The organism is Achromobacter sp. HZ01 (assembly GCF_003267925.1).
Classification (GTDB): domain Bacteria; phylum Pseudomonadota; class Gammaproteobacteria; order Burkholderiales; family Burkholderiaceae_B; genus Achromobacter; species Achromobacter pulmonis_A.
Map to the genome: position 1 here is coordinate 593040 of NZ_LWKV01000001.1, position 24381 is coordinate 617420.

Annotated in this window: 20 protein-coding genes; 8 read left to right on the forward strand and 12 right to left on the reverse strand. The window is 70.2% G+C overall.

The window, feature by feature from the left end; all coding sequences use genetic code 11:
- Window positions 1-25 precede the first annotated feature (25 nt).
- From A6B37_RS02845 to A6B37_RS02865, 5 genes are all read left to right on the forward strand, one after another.
- Window positions 26-976: a siderophore ABC transporter substrate-binding protein gene (locus A6B37_RS02845; protein ID WP_111824831.1), complete on the forward strand. Its 951-nt coding sequence runs from the start codon at window positions 26-28 to the stop codon at window positions 974-976.
- Window positions 977-1024: 48 nt separating this feature from the next.
- On the forward strand, window positions 1025-1996 hold the full coding sequence (locus A6B37_RS02850) for an iron chelate uptake ABC transporter family permease subunit (RefSeq protein WP_111824832.1): 972 nt from the start codon (window positions 1025-1027) through the stop codon (window positions 1994-1996).
- Window positions 1989-2969 (forward strand): iron chelate uptake ABC transporter family permease subunit, encoded by a 981-nt coding sequence (locus A6B37_RS02855; RefSeq protein WP_210405772.1) that lies wholly within the window; start codon window positions 1989-1991, stop codon window positions 2967-2969. Before A6B37_RS02850 ends, A6B37_RS02855 begins: the two co-directional genes overlap by 8 nt.
- Window positions 2966-3739, forward strand: a complete 774-nt coding sequence (locus A6B37_RS02860; protein WP_111824833.1) for an ABC transporter ATP-binding protein — start codon at window positions 2966-2968, stop codon at window positions 3737-3739. Before A6B37_RS02855 ends, A6B37_RS02860 begins: the two co-directional genes overlap by 4 nt.
- Before the next feature lie 120 nt (window positions 3740-3859).
- A complete protein-coding gene (locus A6B37_RS02865; RefSeq protein ID WP_102772059.1) occupies window positions 3860-5962 on the forward strand; it encodes a TonB-dependent siderophore receptor in 2103 nt (700 codons plus the stop codon).
- A 41-nt stretch (window positions 5963-6003) separates the two neighbouring features.
- Here the strand turns inward: A6B37_RS02865 and thiM are convergent, their stop codons facing one another.
- The 3 genes from thiM to A6B37_RS02880 form a co-directional block, all read right to left on the reverse strand.
- Window positions 6004-6828, reverse strand: a complete 825-nt coding sequence (gene thiM / locus A6B37_RS02870) for a hydroxyethylthiazole kinase (protein WP_111824834.1) — start codon at window positions 6826-6828, stop codon at window positions 6004-6006.
- An 87-nt stretch (window positions 6829-6915) separates the two neighbouring features.
- Window positions 6916-8220: an MFS transporter gene (locus tag A6B37_RS02875; RefSeq protein WP_102772057.1), complete on the reverse strand. Its 1305-nt coding sequence runs from the start codon at window positions 8218-8220 to the stop codon at window positions 6916-6918.
- A gap of 24 nt (window positions 8221-8244) precedes the next feature.
- A complete protein-coding gene (locus A6B37_RS02880) occupies window positions 8245-9444 on the reverse strand; it encodes an amidohydrolase (protein ID WP_210405773.1) in 1200 nt (399 codons plus the stop codon).
- A gap of 110 nt (window positions 9445-9554) precedes the next feature.
- On the opposite strand from A6B37_RS02880, the gene A6B37_RS02885 reads away from it, so the two are divergent.
- Both A6B37_RS02885 and A6B37_RS02890 read left to right on the forward strand, forming a co-directional pair.
- Window positions 9555-10463, forward strand: a complete 909-nt coding sequence (locus tag A6B37_RS02885; RefSeq protein ID WP_111824835.1) for a LysR family transcriptional regulator — start codon at window positions 9555-9557, stop codon at window positions 10461-10463.
- Between the two features lie 147 nt (window positions 10464-10610).
- Window positions 10611-12971, forward strand: a complete 2361-nt coding sequence (locus A6B37_RS02890) for a DNA internalization-related competence protein ComEC/Rec2 (protein WP_246842420.1) — start codon at window positions 10611-10613, stop codon at window positions 12969-12971.
- Window positions 12972-12973: 2 nt separating this feature from the next.
- Here A6B37_RS02890 and A6B37_RS02895 read toward each other — a convergent pair whose 3' ends face one another.
- From A6B37_RS02895 to A6B37_RS02920, 6 genes are all read right to left on the reverse strand, one after another.
- On the reverse strand, window positions 12974-13837 hold the full coding sequence (locus A6B37_RS02895) for a TonB family protein (RefSeq protein ID WP_111824837.1): 864 nt from the start codon (window positions 13835-13837) through the stop codon (window positions 12974-12976).
- Between the two features lie 77 nt (window positions 13838-13914).
- Complete coding sequence (locus A6B37_RS02900) at window positions 13915-15264, reverse strand: four-carbon acid sugar kinase family protein (protein ID WP_111824838.1); 1350 nt, start codon at window positions 15262-15264, stop codon at window positions 13915-13917.
- Window positions 15261-16538 (reverse strand): ribulose-bisphosphate carboxylase large subunit family protein, encoded by a 1278-nt coding sequence (locus A6B37_RS02905; RefSeq protein WP_102772051.1) that lies wholly within the window; start codon window positions 16536-16538, stop codon window positions 15261-15263. Before A6B37_RS02905 ends, A6B37_RS02900 begins: the two co-directional genes overlap by 4 nt.
- Before the next feature lie 19 nt (window positions 16539-16557).
- A complete protein-coding gene (locus A6B37_RS02910) occupies window positions 16558-17097 on the reverse strand; it encodes a VOC family protein (protein WP_111824839.1) in 540 nt (179 codons plus the stop codon).
- 58 nt (window positions 17098-17155) lie between these two features.
- Window positions 17156-19036, reverse strand: coding sequence for a TRAP transporter large permease subunit (locus A6B37_RS02915; protein ID WP_111824840.1), 1881 nt, complete (start codon window positions 19034-19036; stop codon window positions 17156-17158).
- A gap of 9 nt (window positions 19037-19045) precedes the next feature.
- Window positions 19046-20065 carry a TRAP transporter substrate-binding protein gene (locus A6B37_RS02920; RefSeq protein WP_111824841.1) on the reverse strand — a complete coding sequence of 340 codons (1020 nt, stop codon included), beginning with the start codon at window positions 20063-20065 and terminating at the stop codon, window positions 19046-19048.
- Between the two features lie 112 nt (window positions 20066-20177).
- On the opposite strand from A6B37_RS02920, the gene A6B37_RS02925 reads away from it, so the two are divergent.
- On the forward strand, window positions 20178-21239 hold the full coding sequence (locus tag A6B37_RS02925; protein WP_111824842.1) for a LacI family DNA-binding transcriptional regulator: 1062 nt from the start codon (window positions 20178-20180) through the stop codon (window positions 21237-21239).
- A gap of 2 nt (window positions 21240-21241) precedes the next feature.
- Here A6B37_RS02925 and nirD read toward each other — a convergent pair whose 3' ends face one another.
- From nirD to A6B37_RS25930, 3 genes are read right to left on the reverse strand one after another with little or no spacing between them, the layout of a single operon-like run.
- Window positions 21242-21592, reverse strand: coding sequence for a nitrite reductase small subunit NirD (gene nirD / locus A6B37_RS02930; RefSeq protein WP_111824843.1), 351 nt, complete (start codon window positions 21590-21592; stop codon window positions 21242-21244).
- Window positions 21592-24141, reverse strand: coding sequence for a nitrite reductase large subunit NirB (gene nirB / locus A6B37_RS02935; protein ID WP_111824844.1), 2550 nt, complete (start codon window positions 24139-24141; stop codon window positions 21592-21594). Before nirB ends, nirD begins: the two co-directional genes overlap by 1 nt.
- On the reverse strand, window positions 24138-24338 hold the full coding sequence (locus A6B37_RS25930; RefSeq protein ID WP_146747989.1) for a hypothetical protein: 201 nt from the start codon (window positions 24336-24338) through the stop codon (window positions 24138-24140). The genes nirB and A6B37_RS25930 overlap by 4 nt, the downstream gene beginning before the upstream one ends.
- Window positions 24339-24381: the final 43 nt, after the last annotated feature.

Consider the following 24381-nt stretch of genomic DNA (forward strand, 5'->3'; position numbering starts at 1 on the left):
GCGCCCGCCACATGAAGAGGTACGCATGAAAAAGCAGATACGAACGGGCCGCGCCCGCCACTGGCTGGCCCGCGCCGCAACCGCGCTGGCGCTGGGCGCCACGGCCGCCGTGTGCGCGGCGCAGGCCACGGTGCCGGTCAAGCACGCGCGCGGCGAGACCGCGGTGCCGGCCAATCCGTCCAAGACGGTGGTGATGGACCTGGCGGTGCTGGACACCCTGAACGCGCTGGGCGTGGAAGTCGCGGGCCTGCCCAGCGTGGCCAAGCTGCCGCCGCAGCTCGCGCAGTACGCCGACAAACGCTACCTCAAGGTAGGCACGATGTTCGAGCCCAACTACGAGGTGATCCACGCGGCCGCGCCGCAGGTGATCTTCGTGGCGGGCCGCTCCGCGCCCAAGTACGACGAACTGGCCAGGCTGGCGCCCACCGTCGACCTGACCGTCGACGCCAAGGATTTGGTCGGCAGCATCACGCGCAACACGCACACGCTGGCGGCCATCTACGGCAAGGAGGACGTCGCGCGCGGCAAGCTCGACGCCTTGAACGCGTCGATCTCGGCCCTGCGCGAGCGGGCCGGCGGCGCGGGCACGGCGCTGATCGTGCTGACCACGGGCGGCAAGATGAGCGCCTACGGCCCCGGCTCGCGCTTCGGCGTGATCCACGACGCCTTCGGCATCAAGCCGGCCACCACCGGCCTGAGCGTGTCCAACCACGGCCAGGCCATTTCCTTCGAGTTCATCGCGCAGACCGATCCGGACTGGCTGTTCGTGATCGACCGCGACGCCGCCATCGGCCGCGAAGGCGTGTCGGCCCAGCGCATGCTGGACAACGAGCTGGTGCGCCAGACCAAGGCCTGGAAGCACAAGCGCGTGGTGTACCTGAACGGCTACAACTGGTATCTGATGGGCAGCGCCGGCCTGACGGCCATGCAGCAGAGCGTCGACGAAATCGCGGGCGCGCTGGCGGCGGCCAAGTAGCGCCGCATGTCGGGAGCAGGAGTCGGGCAGGTGGGTTGGCGGCGGTCGATGCGCGGTTGGGGCGGTCTGGCGGCGGTGATGGCGTTGCTGTTGCTGCTGTGCGCGGCCAGCATCAGCCTGGGCGCGGGCCAGTGGTCCTGGGGCGCGTTATGGAGCGATGACGACGCCCAGCGCGCCTGGCGCCTGTTGCTGGTCAGCCGGGTGCCGCGCACGCTGGCGCTGCTGCTGGCCGGCATGTCGCTGGCGGTGGCCGGCCTGATTATGCAGATGCTGGTGCGCAACCGCTATGTCGAACCTTCGACCGCCGGCACCGTCGAATCCGCCACGCTGGGGATACTGGTCATCACGCTGCTGGCGCCGGACACGCCGGTGATCGGCAAGATGCTCACGGCCACGGGCTTCGCCCTGGCCGGAACCCTGCTGTTCCTGGCGCTGCTGCGCCGCGTGCCGCTGCGCACGCCGTTCATCGTGCCGCTGATCGGGCTGATCCTGGGCGGCGTGATCCAGGCGGCGACCACCTTCGTCGCCTACCGCTACGACCTGCTGCAATCGCTGCATGCCTGGACCACCGGCGATTTCTCCGGCGTGCTGCGCGGGCGCTACGAGCTGCTGTGGATAGGCTTCGCGCTGGCCGGCGCCGCCTATGCGGCGGCCGACCGCTACACGGTGGCCGGCATGGGCCGCGAGTTCGCCTCGAACCTGGGCCTGAACCACGCGCGCCTGACGCTGGCGGGCCTGCTCATCGTGTCGGCGATTTCCGCCGTGGTGGTGGTGACGGCCGGCGCCATTCCCTTTCTGGGCCTGATCGTGCCCAACGCCGTCAGCCTGCTGCTGGGTGACAACATGCGCCGCTCCATTCCGTGGGTGGCCGCGCTGGGCGGCATCTTCGTGCTGGCCTGCGACATCATCGGCCGGCTGGTGATCCACCCGTACGAGATTCCCATCGGCACGGTGGTCGGGGTGCTGGGCAGCATCCTGTTCCTCGGCCTGCTGCGCGTGCGGAGGAACCGCCTTGGCTGAGACCGTCATCCGGGCGCCGGCGATGCGCGCGCAAACCTGGCGGCTGGGCCTGCTCGGCATCGCCGCGCTGGCCTGCGTGGCCGCCTTCATGACCCTGGGCGCCAACGGGCAGTGGTCGTTCGTGATTCCGTTTCGCGGGGCCAAGCTGGCGGCCATGCTGCTGGTGGCCTATGCCGTGGCGCTGTCGTCAGTGCTGTTCCAGACCATCACGCACAACCGCATCCTGACGCCGGCCATCATGGGCTTCGACGCCCTGTACCTGCTGATCCAGGCGGTGGTGGTGTTCGGCTTCGGGCAGGCGGCAGCCAGCATCGAGCATCCCGTGGCCGCCTTCCTGCTGGAGGTGGGCGCGATGACGGCGTTCGCCTGCCTGCTGTTTCGCTGGCTGTTCGCCGACGGCGTGCGCAGCCTGCACCTGATGATGCTGGTGGGCATCATCTTCGGGCTGCTGTTTCGCAGCCTGTCCAGTTTCGTGGTGCGGCTGATCGACCCCAACGAATTCCTGGTGCTGCAGGACCGCATGTTCGCCAGCTTCAACAGCGTGCGCGTGGGCCTGCTGCCGATCGCGCTGGCCGCCGTGTGCGCCGCCTCGCTGCTGGTCTGGCGCATGCGGCGCCGCTACGACGTGCTGGCGCTGGGCCGCGAGATCGCCGTCAACCTGGGCGTGGACTACCGCCGCACGCTGCTGCAGACGCTGGCGGCCATCGCCGTGCTGGTGTCGGTGTCCACCGCGCTGGTCGGCCCGGTGACCTTCTTCGGGCTGCTGGTCAGCAACCTGGCCTACCAGGCCATGGGCTCGGACCGGCACCGCCATACCATTCCCGCCGCGACGCTGCTGAGCGTGATTTTCCTGGTCGGCGGCCAGACGCTGCTCGAGCGCGTGCTGAAGTTGAACACCACGGTCAGCGTGGTCATTGAATTCGTGGGCGGCGTGATGTTCCTCGTCCTGATCCTGCGCAGGGGGCGCCGATGATAGAGATCCAGCAAGTCAGCAAGCATTACGGCGACAGCGTGGTGGTCGACGGCGTGTCCCTGTCGCTGCCGGCCGGCGGCGTGACCGCCATCATCGGCCCCAACGGGGCCGGCAAGTCGACGCTGCTTTCCATGGTCAGCCGGCTGCTGCCGATGTCCGCGGGCTCGGTGTCGGTCGATGGCCTGGACGTGACCCGCGCCGACAGCCGTGAACTGGCCCGCCGCCTGTCCATCCTGCGCCAGGACAACCATCTGCCGCTGCGGCTGACGGTGAGGGACCTGGTGGCGTTCGGCCGCTATCCGCACAGCGGCGGGCGCCTGACGCTGGCCGACAAGGAACACATCGACCGGGCCATCGCCTACCTGAACCTGGAGCCGCTGGCCGGGCGCTACCTGGACGAAATGTCCGGCGGCCAGCGCCAGCGCGCCTTCGTCGCCATGGTGCTGTGCCAGGACACGCGCTACGTCCTGCTGGACGAGCCGCTCAACAGCCTGGACATGAAGCATGCCGTCGCCATGATGGGCACCTTGCGCCGGGCGGCCGACGAACTGGGCAAGACCGTGGTGCTGGTGCTGCACGACATCAACTTCGCCTCCACCTACGCCGACCGCATCGTCGCCATGCGGGCGGGCCGCATCGCCTGCCAGGGCGCGCCGTCCGAGCTGGTGCGGGCCGAGGTGCTCAGCGAACTGTATGAATTACCCATCGAGGTGCATGAAATCGGCGGCAGGCGCATCTGCGTCTACTACCGCCAGCCGCAGGGGGAATAGGCCACAACTTGTATGCGGAACCACAGATCCATGAGCAAATAATAAAAATATTGCGACAGATTCGCATTTGCAGAATAATGCCGGACCGTTTTATCCCCAACCCGATAACGCAGCACGGTCATGCATCCCACTCGCTCGATCTCCGCAGCATTGCTCGCCATTGCGCCGCTGTCCGGCCTGGCCCAGACCCAGAGCGAAACCTCTGCCGCCACCTTGCCCGCCGTCAGCGTCTACGGCATAGACGATACGTCGCAGAGCTATAACCCGCCGGACTCGTCCAGCGCCACCAAGATCGATGCGCCCCTGCGCGACATCCCGCAGACCGTCAACGTGGTGCCCGCGCAGGTCATGCGCGACCAGCACGCCAATTCCTTGCAGGACGCGCTGAAGAACGTGCCGGGGGTCAGCTTTTCGTCGGGCGACGGGCAGCGCGACCAGGTGTCGATCCGCGGCTTCACCGCCATCGCCGACCAGTACGTCGACGGCTTCCGGGACGACGCGCTGTACTACCGCGATCTTTCCAACGTCGAGCGCGTCGACGTCATCAAGGGCCCGGCCGCGGTGCTGTACGGCCGGGGGTCCTCCGGCGGCCTGATCAACCGCATCACCAAGAAGCCCGGCGAGGACATCACCCAGCTGGGCCTGAGCTACGGTTCATGGAACGACCGCCGCCTGGAGCTGGACCTGGGTCGCGCGACCGAGAGCGGCAGCATGGCGTGGCGGCTGACCGGCGCGGTCGAGAAGGGCGACAGCTACCGCGACAAGCAGTTCCTGGACCGCAAGGCCATCGCGCCGTCGGCCATGCTGCGCCTGGGCGAGGACACGACCTTCCTGATCCAGACCGAGTTCCTGGAAGACCGCCGCGTCACGGACTTCGGCATTCCCGCCTATCGCGGCCGGCCGGTGGACGTGGACCCGTCCACCTACTACGGCGCCGAGAACGCGCGCGACGTGGACTACACGCAGGCGCGCGTGCAGTCCTACGCCGGCACGCTGAACCACCGCTTCAACGGCACCTGGTCGCTGCGCAACGCCACCCGCTACTACCACTACACGCTGGACCGCAACAACACGCTGCCGGGCGTGGTGAACGAGGCCGCGCAAACCGTGACGCTGAACCGTTCGAACGTGCGGCGCGAGGAGCACGGCTGGACCAACCAGACCGAGCTGACGCAGCGCGCGCAATGGGGTTCGGTCTCGCACGAGATCCTGTACGGCGTGGAGGTCGGGCAGCAGAACAAGGACCTGGTGAACTATTCGGCCAACAACGTGGCCACGGTCGACCTGTTCGACCCGGTGCTGCCCACGCTGCCCATGCAGGTGGGGGGACGGCCCAGCGCCGACAACCTGGGCCGTTTCAATACCCTGGGCCTGTACGTCCAGGACATGGTGTCGCTGGGCGAGCATTGGAAGATGCTGGGTGGCGTGCGCCATGACCGCTTCGAGCAGAAGACCGAGGACCGCCGCAGCGGCGCCAGGCTGTCGCGCACCGATTCCAACTGGAGTCCGCGCCTGGGCCTGGTGTACCAGCCCGACGCCATGCAGTCGTATTACGTTTCGTGGAGCCAGTCGTACCAGCCTTCCGGCGAAGCGTTCTCGCTGGCCGCGAGCAACGCCGACCTGGCGCCCGAGAAAACCACCAACTACGAAATCGGCGCCAAGTACGACTTCCTGGACGGCAAGCTGTCGACCACGGTGTCCATCTTCCGCCTGGAGCGCACCGACATCAAGGTCAACGATCCGGTCACCAACTCGCTGGTGCCGGTCGGAACGCAACGCACCGACGGCGCCGAATGGACGCTGTCGGGCGACCTGGGCGACGGTTGGCGCGCGATGATGGGCTATGCCTACCTGGATGCCCGCGTCACCGAATCGATCGCCAAGGACGCCGGCAGGAACGTGGAAGGCAAGCGCGCCACGCTGACGCCGCGCCATGCCGGCAACATCTGGGTCACCAAGGACCTGGGAGACGGCTTCGGCGCCGGCGCGGGCCTGAACCTGGTGGGCGCGCGCTACGCGAACCCGGGCAACACCGTCAGGCTGCCCGGCTATGTGACCGCCGACGTCGCCGCATGGTGGCGCAAGGGGCCGTATGCGGTGCAGCTGAACGTGTACAACCTGTTCGACGCCGGCTATATCGTGTCGGCGCACGGGACCAGCCCGAACCTGAACATGCCGGGCGCGCCGCGCAACGCGATGCTGAGCCTGCAGTACCGGATGTGAAGCTAGGGCCTGTGCATGGCTCCTTTTAGTGTGAACAGGCCCTAGGCGCGCAGCGGCGAAGCCCGGACCAGGCTGGCGGCATCCAGGGCCGCCAGCGCGTCCAGGAAGCGCCATGCGTACGATCCGGGGCCTTGCGCCTGGTCGTGCGCGCTGGCGCCGGCGACGCCGAAGCATGACAGGGCCGCCACCGCGGCGGCGTACGGATCGTCCCGCGACACCGCCGCGAACGCGCCGACCACCGCCGTCAGCGCGCAGCCCGTGGCCGTGACGCGCGGCATCCAGGGCGAGCCGCCGGTAATGCGCAGCGCGCGGCTGCCGTCCGTGACGTAATCGGTTTCGCCGGTGACGGCCACCACCGTCTGGCGGGCGGCGGCGAGGGCGCGCGCCGATTCCTCCGCTTGCGCGACGGCGTCGCGCGCATCCACGCCCTTGCCGGCGCTCTGGCCGCCGGCCAGCGCGATGATTTCCGAGGCGTTGCCGCGGATGACGGCGGGGCGCAGGTCCAGCAGCCGCGCCACCGCGTCGCGGCGGAAGGCGGTGGCGTGATGCGCCACCGGGTCCAGCACCCAGGGCGTGCCGGCGCGGCCGGCCGACCCGGCGGTCAGCAGCATGCTGTCCAGCCAGGGCGCCGACAGCGTGCCGATATTGATCACCACCGCGCCGCTAAGGCGGGCGAATTCCGGCGCCTCTTCGGCGGCGTGCACCATGGCGGGCGAAGCGCCGATGGCCAGCAGCGCGTTGGCGGCATAGTTCATGGAAACGAAATTGGTCAGGCACTGCACCAGCGGCGCATCGCGGCGCACGGCCTGGAGCAGGTCGTGCGACAGCCGGGCCTGGGCGGCGAGGGTGGGGGAGCGGTCTGGCATCTGGATCGGGTTGGACGGGGCGCCGCGCGTGGCGGGCCTGGCGCGGCCCGTCGACGCAGACTCCCCGGGTTGATGCGCCGTATGTTATCAGGCCAGCCTGTCGCGCAGCACCGGCTGGCCCGGCGCAGCGTGGCGGGAAGGCTGGCTCAGCATGCAGCCGATCACCCCGACCACGCCGCCGGCCAGGCTGTAGAAGACGGGCGCGAGCGTCACGCCGGTGGTCTGGATCAGCCAGGTGACGATGAACTGTCCGAAGCCGCCGAACACCATCACCGCGATGTTGTAGCAGACCGCCAGCCCCGCCGAGCGCACATTGGTCGGGAACTGCTCGCCCAGCGCGGTCGCGAACGGCCCCAGGAATCCGCCGAGCAGAATGCTGAGCGCGGTGAAGGCGACGGTCAGGTTGGCCAGCGTGGGCGCCGACTGCACCCAGGAAAACAGCGGGTACATCAACAGGGCGTAGGGCAGCAGGAACGCCAGCATCACGGGCCTGCGCCCGTAGCGGTCGGACAGCGCCCCGGCCAGCGGAATCGCGACGATCAGGGCCAGCAGCCCGATGGACTGCGCCGTGAAGGCGTCGTGCAGGGCGAAGTTGAACTGGCGCGTGACGAAGGTCGGCAGGTAGATGATGAAGGTGTAGACCGACGCGGTGGCGCAGGTGGTCAGGCACAGCGTGGCGGCGATCGAGCGCGGGTAGCGGTTGAACATCGCGGCCAGGCTGACTTTCTCGCCCTTGCGCATGGCGAGTTCGGATTCCTCGGGCTCGTCCAGGTAGCGCCGTATCCACCAGCCCAGCGGCGCGATCAGCAGGCCGATCACGAACGGCACGCGCCACATGCCTTCGATCAGCTGCTCTTCGGTGAACAGCGAGGTCAGCAGGAAGCCGGTGGCCGCGCCGGCCAGGTTGGCGAGGTTCTGGCCGAACATCTGCCAGGCGCCGTACACGCCTTTCTTGCCCGGCGGCGCCGCCTCCACCAGGTAGGCCGTGGACGAGGCGAATTCCCCGCCGGTGGCGATGCCCTGCATCAGGCGCGCGATCACGATCAGGATGGGCGCGGCGATGCCGATGGTGGCGTAAGAGGGCGTGAACACCATGATGAGCAGCGACACCGTCATCAGCGCGATGATCAGTTGCAGCGCGGCCTTGCGCCCACGCCGGTCGGCATAGATGCCGATGGCGATCCCGCCGATGGGCCGGGTCACGAAGCCCACGCCGAAAGTCGCCAGGGTCAGCAGCAGCGCGGTGTGTTCGCCCGCGGCGGGGAAGAACACCTTGGCGATGATGAAGGCCAGCGCGGCGAACACGCCGAAGTCATACCATTCCAGCGCATTGCCCAGAATGGCGGCGGTCAGTTGCAGCCATCGAGGGGCCGCTTTTTTCGTCTGTTTCATAGTCTGTCTCCTCCCGGCCGCCGCCTATGCGTTGTTATGCAGCGGCAGTCCCAGTTCAGCGATACGGGATAGGACCGCGGCCCCGATGGGGAGCGCGGCGTCGTTGAAATCGAAATTCGAGTTGTGCAGTCCGTGGCGATGGTCCGGGTCTCCCGTGCCCAGATGGATGTAGGCGCCCGGGCGTTGCTGCAGCATGAAGGAAAAATCCTCCCCGCCCAGGCTGGGCAGCGGACGGCGCACCACGTTGTCCTCGCCCACGACGTCGGCCGCCGCCCGCCGCGCCAGCAGGGCCTGGGCTTCGGTGTTGACGGTCGCCGGCACGTTGGGCTCGTATTCCAGCGTCGCCGTGCCGCCCAGGCCCTGCACCACGTGCTCGACCGTGGCCCGCAACCGCGTCTCGATGATGCTGCGCACTTCGGGCTGAAGCGAGCGCGCGGTGCCGGTCAGCACCACCTCGTCCGGGATCACGTTGAAGCCCGCCAGGCTGCCGCCGGCGATGCCGCACAGGCTGAGCACGCCGGCCTCCAGCGGGTCCAGGTTGCGGCTGACGATGGAGTGCGCCGCCACGATGACGTGGCCCGCCATCAGGATGGGGTCCAGCGCGCGCTGCGGCGCCAGGCCGCCGTGGCCGCCCTTGCCCTTGATCCGGATGGTGATGCGGTCGGACGCGGCCATGGCCGGCCCGACCGGAACCGACACCGATCCCAGCGCAAGCGCGGGCCAGTTGTGCAGGGCATAGACCTCCTGCATCGGAAACCGCTCGAACAGGCCATCCCTGACCATCTCCAATCCCCCATTCAATCCCTCCTCCGCAGGTTGAAAAATCAGATAGACCACGCCGTCGAAGGCCCGCGTGCGCTGCAGATAAGCGGCGGCGGCCAACAGCATGGCGACGTGCCCGTCATGGCCGCAGGCGTGCATTCTGCCTGCGTGACGCGAGGCGTAGTCCAGCCGCGTGCATTCATCCATGGGCAGCGCGTCCATGTCGGCGCGCAGTCCGATCGCGCGCCCGCTGGCCGTTCCGCGTCCCTGGATCATGCCGACCACGCCGGTGCCGCCGACTCCCGTGCGGTGTTCGATGGACAGCCGGCGCAGCTCCGCACAGACCACTTCGGCCGTCCGGTGTTCTTCGAAACCCAGTTCGGGATGGGCATGGAGGTCGCGCCGGATTTTCCGGTAGGCATCGATCTCCGAGGGCAGCAACTGCGGGATTTTCTGTGGCATGGGCATGGATACTCTTGATGGAAAGCATGGACACCGCTGGATGGTAGGAAGCGCAGGCCATGCCGTAAAATGCTTGTTACCTATGTTCCCCATGCCGTAAAGGTATAACCATGGATCTGCGGCAGTTGCGCTACTTCGTTGCGGTTGCACAGCACGGCAGCATCAGCCTGGCGGCCCAGGCCGTCTACATCGCCCAGCCCGCGCTGACCCGGCAGATCCAGGCGCTGGAGGAAGAACTGGGCGCGACCGTATTCGAGCGCAGCGCCCGCGGCGTGCGCCTGACCGAAGTCGGCAAGCAGCTATTGGTGGACGCCAACCGGCTGCTGGGCGACGCCGCGGCCACCGTCGAACGCGCCCAGCGCGTGGGACGCGGCGAAATCGGCCACCTGTCCATCGCCTTGCCGGTCATGCTGACCCTGCGTCCGCTGCTGACCGAAGTGCTGCGCATCTTCCGCCACGAGGCGCCGGGCGTCTCGTTGACGCTGAGCCACCTGCTGTCCGACACCCAGCTCGAGTGGCTGCCCACCGGCAGGCTGGACGCCGGCTTCACCCTGTTCCGCCCGCGGGACGACCCCGCGTTCGAGGGCATCCCCATCTATTCCGAGAAAATGCTGCTGGCCTATCCCGCCGACTGGCGATGGGAAGGCGGCCCGCCCGCCTCGCTGCGCGACCTCAACGCGGTGGACTTCATCTGGCTGCCGCGCAACGCCGCGCCGGTCTGGCACGACAAGCTGATCCACTGCTTCTTCAAGGCCGGTTTCGTGCCGCGGGCCGCGGTGCAGGGCCAGGGCGTGGACGTGGCCTCCATGCTCACCCTGGTCGCCGCCGGCATGGGCTGCACCGTGCTGCCCGACTCCGCCACGCGCGCCGCGCCGGATTCGGTCGCCTTCATGGAACTGCCGGACCTGGACGTGGTGCAGCACTGGGAACTGGTCTGGCGCGCGGACAACAAGTCGGCGCTGCTCAGGCGGTTCATCGACGTGGTCGGCGCGTATGCCGGCAATCCGGTGAAGGGCTGAGTTGCGGCGGGCCGGGGCGGCCAAAACCGCCACGCGCGACGCCGCAGGGCCATCGCGGCCGCCTACGCTGTCCCGTTTCGGGAGGCGCATATCACGGGCCGCATTTTCTGCATCGCATTGGTCGCCGGCTCGGGGCTGGTGCAGGTTCTGCCGCGCCTGCCCGGGGCCGGCGCGGCCTGGCTGCTGGCCGCCGGCGCCGCGTTGGCGCTGTTTGCCGGGCTCCGCTTGCGCCTTGCGGGCCCACGCAACTGCGCGGCCGCGGCCCTGGGGCTGTGCGTGGGGCTGCTCAATGCCGGCGTGCAGGCGCAACGGCGGCTCGACGATGAACTGGCGCAGGTGCACCAAAACGCGGTATCGCGCGTGGTGCTGCGAGTGGCCGGGTTGCCCGACGGCGATGACAAGGAACTGCGCTTCCTGGCGGAGCTGGCCGAGCCGGCGGCGGCGGGGATTCCGTCGCGCATCCTGGTGAGCTGGCCGGCGCCGGCGGGCGGGCTGCCGGCGCTGGCGCCGGGGCAGGTGTGGCGCATGGCGCTGGTGCTGCGGCGTCCGCATGGGGCGCTGAATCCGGCGGGGCCGGATGCCGAGGGGCGTTTGTTCGCGCGCGGCGTGCGGGCGCTGGGCAAGGTGCGCGGGCGGCCGCGGCTGCTGGCGGACCGGCCCTGGGCGACGGCCGGCGTGGCGCTGGAGCGGGCGCGCCATCACGTGCGGCAGGGGCTGCGCGCCGCGTTGGGAGCGCACCGCTATGCGCCGGTGCTGATCGCGCTGGCGATCGGCGACCAGGCCGGCGTGGCGCGCGAGGACTGGCAGGTGTTCAGCCGCAGCGGCATTACCCATCTGGTGTCCATCAGCGGTATGCACGTCACCTCGATCGCGGGGCTGGCGGGCCTGCTGGCGGCGGCGCTGTGGCGGCGGGGACGATGGCGCGGCGTGGGGCTGGCGGAGTACGCGCCGGCGCGCGTGGCCGGCGGCGCGGCCGCCGCGGCGGTCGCGCTGCTGTATTGCCTGCTGGCGGGCTGGGGCGTGCCGGCGCGGCGCACTTTCTTCATGCTGTCCGTGGCCCTGGTGGCTTCGGTGTCGCGGCTGCCGCTGTCGGCCGACCGGGTGCTGGCCGGCGCGGCCGCGTTGGTGGCCGCGCTGGACCCGTGGGCGCCGATGGCGCCGGGCTTCTGGCTGTCGTTCGGGGCGGTGGCCGTGCTGCTGCGGGTCGCCCAGGCGCCGCGCGATGCGCAGGCGGGCTGGCGGGCGCGATGGACGGCGCGGCTGGCGCAGGCGGCGCGCCTGCAGTTGACGATCACCGTGGGGCTCACGCCGCTGCTGGCCTATCTGGTGCATCAGGTGTCCGTGGGATCGCCGCTGGCCAACGCGGTGGCGATCCCGGTGGTGACCTTCGTGGTGACGCCGCTAGCCTTGCTGTGCGCGGCGCTGTCGGCGCTGCCGGGCGCCCAGGCCCTGGCCGCGCTGGCCGGACGCGCGGGGCTGGCGGCGTTCGACGCGACCATGGCGCCGGTCGGCTGGGTGGCCGCGGCCGAGTGGTCCAGCGTGGCGGTGGGAGCGGCCCCGTGGCCGTGGCTGGCGCTGGCGGTGGCGGGCATGGCCTGGGCGCTGCAGGCGCCTGGCTGGCCGGGGCGGCGGCTGGGATGGCTGTGCATGCTGCCGCTGCTGTGCTGGCGTCCCGACAGGCCCGAGCCCGGCCACTGGCGCATGAGCGCGCTGGACGTGGGACAGGGCGGCGCCGTCGTGGTGGAGACGGCCAGCCAGACGCTGCTGTTCGACGCCGGGCCGCGCCACTACGGCGGCAGCGACGCCGGCGAGCGCGTAGTCGCGCCGTTCCTGCAGGCGCGCGCGATCCGCCGGCTCGACGTGCTGGTGCTGTCGCACGCCCACATGGACCACGTGGGCGGCTTGCGCGCGGTGCTGGCGGCCGTGCCGGCGGCGCGCAGCTACGCGTCCTTCGACCTGGAGGCGTTCCTGCGGCGCGACGCCCGGCTGTGGCCGCGGGCCGGCGTGCCGGCGGCGCCGCGCCAGGCGCAGCGTTGCCGCAGCGGGCTGGGCTGGGAGGCCGACGGCGTGCGTTTTACGTTCCTGCATCCGCCGCGCGCGGGCGCCGGCGCGGCGCAAAACCCCAATGCCGAAAGCTGCGTGCTGCGCATCGAAGGGGCCAGCCATACGCTGTTGCTGACCGGCGACGTGGGCACGGCGCAGGAACGCGCGCTGGCCGCCAACGGTCTCGGGCGCGCGGACGTGGTGCTGGCCCCGCATCATGGCTCGGCCTCGTCCTCGGGACGCGAACTGGTGCAGGCCAGCGGCGCGGGCCACGCGATCGCGCAGGCCGGCCACTTGAACCGCTTCGGACATCCGGCGCGCGCGGTGGAGCGGCGCTGGATGCGCGCCGGCGCGGCGTTCTGGCGCAGCGACCGCGACGGGGCGGTGATAGCGAGTTCAACGCCGGACGGGCTGGAGGTGTGGACGCAGCGCCAGCGCGGGCGGCGCTACTGGCATGGGCGCTAGGTTCAAGGCGCGTCCGGCGATCCCAGGCTGATCCCGTCCCGGATGCGGCGGAAGTCGGCCAGGGCGGCCGGCATGGCCGCGCGCGTGGCGGTGCAGGCCAGCGCCACGCGCAGGGCCGGCGTGTCGAGCAGGGCGGTGTAGCGCAGCAGCGCCGCGTCCGCGGCCGGCGCCACGTATTCGACGCCGTGCGCGCCGGCCGATTCGAATGTCCGGCGTTCCTGCAGTTCGCGGCCCTGCGCGGCTTCGAGGGTTTCGTCCGCGGCCAGCCGGGCGGCTGCCGACAGCGGCGCCTCGCGGCCGGGATGGGCCGTCAGCGCCTTGCGCGCGGTGTTGAAACCGATGGTGCACCGCTCTCCGCTGGCATCGCCCACCCTGACCAGCAGGTCGAATTCCGCCGTCCTGCCGCTGGGCAGGATGCGGTAGGGGGCGGGCACGGTCACGCCGTAGCCACGCGCCGGGTCGGCGTAGCGGTGCGCGGCGGCGGCCGGCGGATTCTCTTGCGGCGCTTCCGGTTCGAAGCGCAGCGGCAGCATCAGGATTTCCCTGTCGCCGGTCATGTCGGCGGCGAAGGCGGGCAGCGGCCCGGCGCGCCGGACCATGGCGGCTGCGGCGCGGTCCACTGCCGCATGGCCGGAGCTGGCGGCCACTTCGATCTTGTCTATCCCGCCGTCGGGCAGGATGGTTAGGCGCAGTTTCAGGCTGAGCGGGCCGGGCAGGCCGTCCGCTTCCTTGGGCATGGTCAGGTGGCGTTGCAGCTGGCGCGCCGCGGCGCCGCTCCATTCGGCGCGGGTGGCCGGCGCGGCGGCCGCGGCGGATACGCACAGCGTGAATGCGGCCATGGCCGAGGCGCGCAGCAGCCGGTTCATGCGGGGAGTCTCCTGGATCTGGGCGCCGACGGGCGGGCGCAACGGCGCAGCATAACCCGCGAGCGCGGCGTACGGCGTCAGGCCAGCCCCTGCGCCAGTTCGTCGAACAGCAGGTCGCCGCCCATCTGGCCGCCCTTGAGCATCAGCTCCATGCCGTCGATGCGCGGGTCGTCGCTGCGCGCGACGCTGACCGTGACGCCGGGCGCCAGCACGCAGCGAAACGCCAGGCCCCACAGGCCGAGGGCGAGGGTGGCCTGGCTGGAGGTGTCGCCGCCGGCGATGCCGACGCGGCCCAGCCGTCGGCCCGCCTGCGCGCTGCCCTGCACGATGGCGGCGGCAAGCTGCGCGGTGGCGCGGGCGGTGGCCGCCGTGTGGGCGGCGCTGGGGGCCTGCTCGGGCCGGTCGGTATGGACCAGCACGTTGCGGCCCTGGACCAGCGCGGCGACGGCTTCGCGCGACTGCGCGGCGGCGTAGCCGGGGTCCGAGAGCAGCCGTTGCACGGAGAGCGGCTGGCGCGCATAGCGCCGGCACGCGGCGATCTGCTGCGCGGTGACCGGCGACAGGCTGCCCGCCACCACCAGCACCGGCCCCGAGGCCGGCGCCAGCGGTGCGTCGACGGCGGCGGCGCGGCCGCCCGGCATGGCGCGGGCCAGCGCCTGCTGCACGCTGCTGGGGCCGACCGCCAGCAGCGGCAGGCAGGCGGCCGCGCGCCAGATGAGGCGGCCGATCACCGGGAGCTGCTCGTCGTCGATCAGGTCCAGCAGCAGGGGGCCGTCGGCGGATTCGACGACGCCGTCGATCCAGTCTTCCAGCACGGGCGCGTCGGCCGGCCGGCGCAGGCGCGGGTAGTCGGTGTGCGGCACCGACCGGATCTCGCGCAGGCCTTGCGCCGCGAGATGCAGCCGCAGGTCGGCTTCGTGCATGGGCGTGACCGGGTGCGCGCGCATGACCGGGTGGCGGTCGATGCGGTGGATCGCGGGGGCGCCGCCGGCGCGGGCGAAGAGCTGCGCGAAGCTGCAATAGCGCCCGATGCTGGGCTGCCCGCCCACGATGGGCACCAGCGGGTTGGGCATGTGGCGGCGCAGCGCCTGGATGGCGGCGGCGATATTGCCGACGTGCGGCGCGCTGTCGAACGTGGAGCAACACTTGTAGTGCAGCACGCGCACGCCGCGCCCGGCCATGAAGCGGCCCACGGCGTCGAGCTCGTCCTGCATTTCGGCTGGCGGCATGGCGCGGGCCGCGCCCGCGATGCCGATGGCGTCCAGCGCGCCGGCGCGGCTCAGTTGCTGCGGCGTCGGCACGCCCAGGAACAGCAGGCTGCGCAGGCCGGCGCGCGAGACTTCGGCCAGCGTGTCGGTGGCGCCGGTGAAGTCGTCTCCGTACCAGCCCACACGCGGCGGCGCGGGGCCGCGCTGGTCGCGGGTCATGCGCGGTTTCCGAAGAAGTCCAGCGCCCGTTGCAGTTCGGGCGCCTGGCGCGCGTAGTCCTGCAGGGCCTGTCCTTCGCGCGCGGCCTGCCAGGCCTGGCGGATGCTCTGCACGCCGGCGGCGGGGCCGTCCGGGTGGGCCAGGATGCCGCCGCCCGACATGAACAGCAGGTCGTCGCTGCGCACCGCCGACCAGGTGGCGGGCACGGTGCCGGCCCACTGGCCGGACGAGAACGCCGGCATCACCGCGTCGTCGATGCCGAAGGTCAGCGCAGCCAGGCAGTCGCGCGCGGCGTCCACTACTTCCTGGTCGTCCTGCGAGAACTTGCCCTGCAGGCCGTGCACGTGCATGTGGTCCACGCCCGCCAGCCGCCACAGCGTCTGGTAGGCCTGGAATCCCACGCCCAGCATGGGGTGGCGCGACAGCGCGCCGTAGCCGTTGCGGTGGCCGTGCAGCGCCAGCGGCGTGCTGCGGCGCAGGGTCTGGACGGCGGAGTAGCCGCAGTGGTTCAGGCTGACCATGGCGCAGCTGCCTTGCTCGCGTTCGATCAGCTCGGCGTGGCGGCGCATGGCGTCGGTTTCGTCGCTGATGTTGAACGCCACCATGACCTGGCGGCCGGTGCGTTCGCGGTGCGCGCGCACCACGGCCATCACGGCGGCCACGCGCTGCGCCAGCGGGGCATGGGCCGGGTTGGCGCAGACCTCGTCGTCCTTGATGAAGTCCACGCCGGCGGCGCACAGCTGCGCCACCAGATGCGCGGTCTGCTCGGGCGAGAGGCCGACGTTGGGCTTGATGATGGTGCCCACCAGCGGCCCGCTGGCCACGCCGGTCAGGGCGCGCGTGCCGGCGATGCCGGCCCGGGGCATGTCGAACTGGGCGCGGTAGTTGGCGGGCAGTTCCAGGCTTTCCAGGCGCAGGCCGGTGGCTTCGCCCAGGTCGTACAGATTGCCGCCGACGGTGGCCGCCAGCGTGGGCAGGTTGGCGCCGACGTTGGCGACCGGAAAGGCGATGCGCACCCGCGCGCGCCGGTAGCGCGCCGGCATGCCGCCCGGCTGGCGCGCCAGCCAGGCGTTGGGCAGGCTGGGGGCGCTGACGGTCTCCAGTTCCTCCAGGGATTCGATGCGCGCGCGGGCGCGGGCGCGCAGTTCGTCGGTTTCGCCCTGCACCCGCGTGAAGGTGCCGCAGGACTGCTCGCCGGCCATGACCTCGGCCACCCGGGCGGGGTCCAGCGGGGTTTCGATCAGGTAGGTGGCGGTAAACGATTGGGAGTTCATAGGGCGATGGGCGGGCGCTTCAGAGTCGGTTCAGGTCGGGGAAGGGACGCACGGGGTCCTTGCCGTCCCAGTCGCGCGCGCTGTCGCGGATCAGGTCGAACAGGCGGCCCTTGGGGCCGGCCACTTCGGACAGCTCGATCACGGTGCCGGGGTGGTACTCGGTATCGAAATAGATGAAGCGTCCTTTCTCGCCGACTTCGCCGCTCATCTTGGGCTTGAAGCCCTGCGCCAGCAGGCGTTCGAGATCGGCGTCGTAGTCCTCGGTCCAGTAGGCCACGTGCTGCAGGCCGGTGCGGCCGGCCTGCAGGAAGTCGCGGTACATGGAGGGCACGTCGTTGCGGGTCTGGATCAGCTCGACCTGCACGTAGCCGGAGTTGGCCAGCGCCACCGAGTTGTGCGGCTCATGGCTGGCGCCGTCGTAGCGGTAGTTCACGATGGGCACGCGCGGGTTGTAGTACCAGGGGCCCACGCCCAGCGTGGCGCTCCAGTAGTCCATGGCGGCTTCGATATCGTGCACCACGTAACCGAGTTGGCGGATTTCGCCCAGGAATCGACTCATGATCGGACTTTGCAGCTTTGAGGGTTGGAAAGCGCGGGGCCGCGGCCCCGCGGGAGACTTACAGGAAACCGATGGAGAACCAGGGGAAGGCCGCCACGATCACCAGGCCGACGAGCAGCGCGGCGACGTAGCCCCAGATCGGCCCGATGCCTTCGTTGGGATCGACCCGGCTGATGGCGCAGGCGCCGTAGTAGCCCACGCCGAACGGCGGCGCGAACAGGCCGATGCCCATCGCGAAGATCACGACCATGGCGTAGTGCACCTCGTGCACGCCGGCCTGCTGCGCGATCGGGAACAGCAGCGGGCCGAACAGCACGATGGCCGGTATGCCTTCGAGCACGCTGCCCAGGATGATGAAGGCCACGATGGACACGGCCAGGAAGCCGTACGAGCCGCCGGGCATGTCGGCCATCAGGCGCGCCAGGTCGCCGGAGAATCCCGATTGCGTCAGCGCCCAGGCCATGGCGGTGGCGCAGCCCACGATCAGCATGATGGCGCCGGACAGCGAGGCGGTCTCGATCAGCATGGGCTTGAGGCGGGCCCAGTCGAAGCGGCGGTAGACCAGCAGGCCGATGACCACGGAATAGACGATGCCGATGGTGGAGACCTCGGTGGCGGTGGCCACGCCTTCGACCACGGCCGCGCGGATCACGAAGGGCAGGGCCACCGCGGGCAGGGCGATCACGAAATAGCGGCCGATTTCGCGCAAGGTGAAGCGCTGGGCCAGGCTCAGGTCTTCCTTGCGGTAGCGCCACCAGACCACCGAGCACAGCGCCAGGCCCAGCACCACCGCCGGCAGCAGGCCGCCGGTGAACAGCGCCGCGATCGACACGCCGGTGACCGAACCGATGGTGATGAGCACGATGGAGGGCGGAATGGTTTCGGTCTGCGCGCCGGTGGCCGACAGCAGCGCCACCAGGTCGCCCGGCTTGGCGCCGCGCTTCTGCATCTCGGGAAACAGCACCGGGGCGATGGCGGCCATGTCGGCGATCTTGGAGCCGGAGATGCCCGACACCAGGTACATGGCGCCGATCAGCACGTATGAAAGGCCGCCGCGGACGTGGCCCAGCAGGCTGGCCAGGAACTGGATCATGGCGCGCGCCATGCCGGTCATCTCGATCAGCGAGCCCAGGAAGATGAACAGCGGCACCGCCAGCAGCATCAGGTGCGACATGCCTTCGTCCAGGCGGCCCACCATCACCAGCATGGGGGTGTTGGTGGTCAGCGCCAGGTAGGAGAAGGTGGCCAGCGCGAACGAGAACGCGATGGGCACGCCGGCGAACACCGTGGCCGCGACGATGCCCACGAAGAAGATCACCAGGTTCAGCTTGCCCAGCGTGGAGAAGAGCGGCTGGGCCAGCCAGAACAGCCCCACCACGGCCGCCGCGCCGGCCAGCGCCGCCAGCATCTGCGGCAGGGTCTGGGTGCGCGCCAGGCGCAGCAGCGCCACGATGGCCATCAGCCCCATGCCGACCGGAATGGCGGCGGCGCGCCAGGCGTTGCTTAGTTCAAGCGCCGGCGTGACGATGAAGTGTTCTTCGTGCGCGTACTCGATGGCCGGGGCCAGGATCAGCGCCAGGAAGGCCAGCGAGGCCGCCAGCGCCGCCGTTTCCAGCTGCGCGCGGCGCGCGGGGCCGACGTTGTTGACGAAGGCCGTCATGCGCATGTGTTCGCCGCGCCGCAGCGCCACGACCGCGCCCAGCATGGACAGCCACAGGAACAGGATGGACGCCAGTTCGTCGGACCAGACCAGCGGGCTGTGCAGGGCGTAGCGCGCGACCACGCCGGCGAACAGCACCGCGATCTCGACCAGCACGATGGCCGCCGCCGCGTGTTCGACCACGCAGCCCAGCAGGCTGTCTATTGCGCCGGCGGCCCGGCGCAGGGGATGGGCCGGCAGCAGGGGCGGCGCGGCGTGGGGAGCGGACAGGGAGGACATGGCGCGACCTCAGGCCAGTTTGCCGACGGCCTGCTCCAGCAGGGTCCAGGCCTCGTTGCCGAAGCGGCCCTGCCATTCCTTGTAGAAACCGGCGTTGCGCAGCTGCTGGCGGAAGCTGTCTGCCGAGGGCTGGTTGAACAGCAGGCCCTTGGCTTCCAGGTCGGACTGCACCGAGGCGTTGAGCTTCTTGATGTCCTCGCGCTGCGCCAGGCCGGCCTCGTTGATGCCGCGGGCGACGACCGTCTTGAGGTCCTGCGGCAGGCCTTCCCACATGCGGCCGTTGGCGATGAACCAGTAGCCGTCCCAGATGTGGTTGGTGAGCGAGCAGTACTTCTGCACTTCGTACAGCTTGGCGACCTGGATGATGGGCAGCGGGTTTTCCTGGGCGTCGACCACCTTGGTCTGCAGCGAGGAATAGACTTCGCTGAACTGCAGGCTGGCCGGCGCGGCGCCCAGGCCCTTGAACATGGAGATGGGCAGCGAGCTCACCGGCACGCGGATCTTGAGGCCGTCCATGTCGGCGGCGGTCTGCACCGGCGCCTTGCTGCTGGTGGTCTGGCGAAAGCCGTTGTCCCACATCTTCTCGAAGGCGTAGAGGCGGCGCTGCGCGATGGCGGCGCGCACGTGCGCGCCCAGCGCGCCGTCCATGGCGTTCCAGACCTGGTCGTAGTCCTTGAAAGCGAAGCCCACGGCGTTGATCGCCGCCACCGGCACCAGCGTGGCGATGACCAGCGCCGACGGCGTGAAGAAATCGATGCCGCCCGAGCGCACCTGCGCCAGCATGTCGGTGTCGCCGCCCAGCTGGTTGTTGGGGAAGATCTTGATGTCCACCCGGCCGTTGCTTTCCTTGAGGATGCGTTCGGCCGCTTCCTGGGCGCGGATGTTCAGCGGATGGGTGACGGGCAGGTTGTTGCCGTACTTCAGCGTGTAGTCGGCGGCGCGCGCGATCATCGGGAAACCGCTGGCCAGGGCCAGGGCGGGAACGGCGCCCAGGCGGCGCAAGGCACTGCGGCGGGTCATCAGCTTCATGGTTGTCTCCATAATCGTGGTTATGATGTTTTTTGATGCGCCACAAAAGTGCCAATCCCATGCGGCAGACTGGACAATAGTGAATAGGCGCTATCATCGTCAAACTTCTTTAATGATGGTTTTTGATGTGAATAGAAAACCTTCCGAACGCAGGCTGGCGCGCCTGGCCGACGTGGCCGCGCGAGCCGGCGTCTCCACCGCCACGGCCGATCGGGTGCTGAACCGCCGCCCCGGCGTGCGCGCCAGCACCGCGCAGAAAGTCTTTCGCGCCGCCATCGAGCTGGACTACCTGCCCGAACAGGAAATCCTCGCGGCCGCCGCGCCCGAGCCCATGCGCCTGGTGTTCCTGCTGCCGCGCGGCAGCAACCGCTATCTGCGCATGCTGGGCGACACCGTCAGCTACGCGCACGAGCACTTCGCGCCGCTGAACGCCAAGTGCCAGGTCGAATACGTCGAGAGCTTCAACCCCGACGCGCTGGCCCAGGCGCTGGCCAGGCACGGCCGGCGCGCCGACGGCATCGCGTTCATGGCGCTGGAGCATCCGGTGGTGCGCGAGGCGGTCGACGCGCTGGCGCAGCAGGGCGTGGCGACGGTGACGCTGATTTCCGACATCGCCAACTGCGCGCGCGCCGCCTACGTGGGGCTGGACAACCGCGCGGCAGGGCGCACCGCGGGCTACCTGATCGCGCGCTTCATCGGCTCGCGCGCGGCGCACGTGGCGCTGATCGCGGGCTCGCGCCATTACCGCGCGCACGAGGAGCGCGAGGGCGGCTTTCTGCAGCTGTATGCGGAACAGTTCCAGGCCATGCAGGTGGTCGACCTGCGCGAGGGCTACGACGACGCTCAGCGCAACTACGAGCAGACGCGCCAGCTGCTGGAGCAGTATCCGCAGCTGGCCGGCATCTACAACATCGGCGGCGCCTCGGACGGCGTGGCGCGCGCGTTGAAGGAGGCCGGCCTGCAGCACCGGGTGGTGTTCATCGGCCACGGCCTCACGCCCGACACCCGCTCGCTGCTGATAGACGGCACCATGGACGCGGTCATCACGCAAAGCCCGATGGAGGCGCTGATGAGCTGCGTGCGGATCTTCTCCAACCTGCGCGACAAGCGCAGCGCGATGAACGGCGTGGAAATGGCGCGCAGCCAGGTGATATTCCGCGAGAATCTGCCGTGAGGTCAGCCTATCTCGACCGTGTCGGCGTTCAGGCGCGCGCGCCAGGCGCGCAGCCGCTGTTCGGGGTATTGCACGCAGCTGCCGTCGGCCAGCCGGAAATGCTGCTTGTAGAGCGGCGAGGCGACCACCAGCTCGCCGTCCAGGTGGCCGACGATGCCGCGGCCGATGACGTTGGCGCCGGAGCGCGGGTCGCGGTTCTCGATGGCGTAGATCTCGCCCTCGGCGGCCTGCGGCACGTAGAAGAGCGCGATCTGCACGCCGTCGACCAGCGCCACCACGCCGGAGTGGGGCACCAGGTCCTGGCGGCGGCACACCGGGCGCCAGGCTTGGGGTTCGTTGACCAGGGCGTCCATCAGGCAATCTCCTCGGCGATGGGGATGACGCGGGCGGGGGCGGGCCGCGGCTGGCCGCGCTCCTGCACGAAGCGGATGTCGGGGTCGGCGGCGTCGTCGTTGACGAAGGTGCGGAAGCGCTTGAGCTTTTGCGGATCGTTCAGCGCGTTGGCCCATTCGCATTCATAGCGGTCCACCACCAGCTGCATCTGCGCTTCCAGCTCGGCGCACAGGCCCAGGCTGTCTTCCAGCACCACCTGCTTCAGGTAGTCCAGCCCGCCCTCCAGCGACTCGCGCCAGGCGGCGGTGCGCTGCAGCTTGTCGGCCGTGCGGATATAGAACATCAGCAGCCGGTCGATGACGCGGATCAGCATGGCGTCGTCCAGGTCGGTGGCGAACAGCTCGGCATGGCGCGGGCGCATGCCGCCGTTGCCGCAGACGTAGAGGTTCCAGCCCTTCTCCGTGGCGATGACGCCGATGTCCTTGCTCTGCGCCTCGGCGCATTCGCGGGTACAGCCGGAGACCGCGAACTTGAGCTTGTGCGGCGCGCGCAGGCCCTTGTAGCGGTGCTCGATGTCCAGCGCCATGCGCACGCTGTCCTGCACGCCGTAGCGGCACCAGGTGCTGCCCACGCAGGACTTCACCGTGCGCGTCGATTTGCCGTAGGCGTGGCCGGTCTCGAAGCCGGCGGCGATCAGTTCGCCCCAGATGGCGGGCAGTTCGTGCAGCTGCGCGCCGAACAGGTCGATGCGCTGTCCGCCGGTGATCTTGGTGTACAGCCCGTATTTCTTGGCGACGGCGCCGATGGCGATCAGGCCGTCGGGCGTGATCTCGCCGGCGGCGATGCGCGGCACGATGGAGTAGGTGCCGTTCTTCTGCATATTGGCCATGAAGGTGTCGTTGGTGTCCTGCAGCGGCACCAGGGCCGGGTCCTGGATGGGCCGGTTCCAGCACGACGCCAGGATGGAGGCGACGGCGGGCTTGCAGATTTCGCAGCCCAGCCGGCCGCGTCCGTGGCTGGCCAGCAGTTGTTCGAAGCTCTCGATGCCGCCGACCCGCACGATGGCGTAGAGCTCCTGGCGCGTGTAGGCGAAGTGTTCGCACAGGCTTTTGTCCACCGCCACGCCGCGCGCGGCCAGTTCGTGTTCCACCACCTGCTTGAGCAGGCCGGCGCAGCCGCCGCAGCCCGAGGCCGCCCGGGTGCAGGCCTTGACCGCGCCCAGGTCGGCGCAGCCGCCGTCGATGGCCTGGCGGACGGCGCCCTTGCTGACGTTGTGGCAGGAACAGACCGTGGCCGAATCGGGCAGGGCGTCCGAGCCCAGCAGCGGCGCCGCCTCGCCGCGCGGCAGGATCAGGCTGGCCGGGTCGGCCGGCGGGGCGATGCCGTTCTGCACGTATTGCAGCAGGGTGTCGTAATAGCTGTTGTCGCCCACCAGCACCGCGCCCAGCACGCGCTTGCCGTCGCCCGAGACCACCAGGCGGCGGTAGCCGGCGCCGGCCTCGTCGATATAGCGGTAGCTGCGCGCGCCCGGCGTGGCGCCGTGGGCGTCGCCGATGGAGCCGACGTCCACGCCCAGCAGCTTGAGCCGCGTCGACATGTCGGCGCCGGCGAAGGGCTGCGCGGCCCCGCCGCACAGCGCGGCGGCGGCGGTGCGCGCCATCTGGTAGCCCGGCGCCACCAGGCCGTACACGCTGCCGTTCCAGGCCGCGCATTCGCCGATGGCGTAGATGTGTTCGTCGCTGCTGCGGCAGAAGTCGTCGATCGCGATCCCGCCGCGCTCGGCCAGCGTGAGCCCGGCCTTGCGCGCCAGCGTGACCTGCGGCCGGATGCCGGCGGAGAACACGATCAGGTCGGTCTCCAGCGGCGCGCCTTCGGCGAAGCGCATGCGGTAGCGGTACTGCGTGCCGGGCCGGATGTCCTGCGTGGCGCGCGACAGGTGCACGCCCACGCCCAGCGCCTCGATGCGGGCGCGCAGCGCCGCGCCGCCTTGCTCGTCGAGCTGCACCGGCATCAGGCGCGGCGCGAATTCGACCACGTGCGCCTGCAGGCCCAGGGATTTCAGCGCGTTGGCCGCCTCCAGGCCCAGCAGTCCGCCGCCCACCACCACGCCGCGGCGCGCGCCGTCGGCGGCCTGGCGGATCTGGTCCAGGTCGTCGAGCGTGCGGTAGACCAGGCGCGAAGCGCCCTCGGCGCCGGCTATCGGCGGCACGAAAGGATGGGAGCCGGTGGCCAGCACCAGCTTGTCGTAGGCGTAGCGGCCCGCGGCGGTGACGACCTCGCGCTGGCGCCGGTCTATCTCCAGCACCGGCGTGCCCAGGTGCAGCGTGACGCCCGGGTGTTCGTAAAGCCCGGCCGCGCCCAGCGCCATCGATTCGGCGTCGCGCCCGTTCAGGTACTCGGACAGGTGCACGCGGTCGTAGGCGCGGCGCGGCTCGTCGCCGAAGACGTGGATGCGGTAGCGTTCCAGCGCGCCCAGCGCGATCAGCTGTTCGACGCAGTGGTGGCCCACCATGCCGTTGCCGACGATGACGAGGGTTTGCAGGGAATCGCTTGCTGCCGATACGTTCATGGGAAATCCCCGGTTCCGAAAAGACGAAAAGCGCCCTGGACCTTGCGGTCGAGGGCGCCTTTGCCGGTGTTGCTCGAATTGTCGTGTGCGGCGGGCTTGCGGCCCGCCTGCCAGGATTCAAAGCAAAGTCCATGCCTGCCGGCGCGCGCGGGGGCGCGCGCGGCCGGCGCGTCCGCGCGTGCGGCGGGCTGCTTCATTGCGGTGCATAGTGTTGTGCGCGCCGCACCTGTTTGGCGCGGG